Origin of the sequence: Halovibrio sp. HP20-59 (assembly GCF_033052795.2) — a bacterium.
Classification (GTDB): Bacteria; Pseudomonadota; Gammaproteobacteria; order Pseudomonadales; family Halomonadaceae; genus Vreelandella.
Genome location: NZ_JAWJUW020000106.1, coordinates 1 through 263, shown reverse-complemented (window position 1 = coordinate 263; position 263 = coordinate 1). Strand labels below are relative to the sequence as shown.

Sequence of the window (263 nt, the reverse complement as noted above, 5' to 3'; positions counted from 1 at the left end):
CGGATCTCGCCGGGCTTGTTGGCGGCGCTGTGCACATTCACATAGAGCTCGCCGGCCTGGTAGGCCTGCAGCTGCTCGGGGCTCAGCTTGGCGCCGGCGGGCACCGACCACTGGCCGTCGGCCGTCTTGGTGAGCGGCACGATGACGGGGCCGTTCTTGCCGGCGGCAGCCAGGTGGATGTGGGCCACCGTGCCGTCCACGCCCTGGGTGGTGACGGTGCCACTGATGCTGCCGTCGGCCGCGACGCTGATGTTGGCCTCCCC

General features: G+C 71.1%; 1 protein-coding gene. It reads right to left on the bottom strand.

Going from position 1 to position 263, the window contains the following annotated elements; translation table 11 throughout:
- Positions 1–263: CHRD domain-containing protein (locus tag RZA33_RS19555; protein WP_317509864.1), on the bottom strand; the 263-nt coding region annotated here is incomplete at both ends.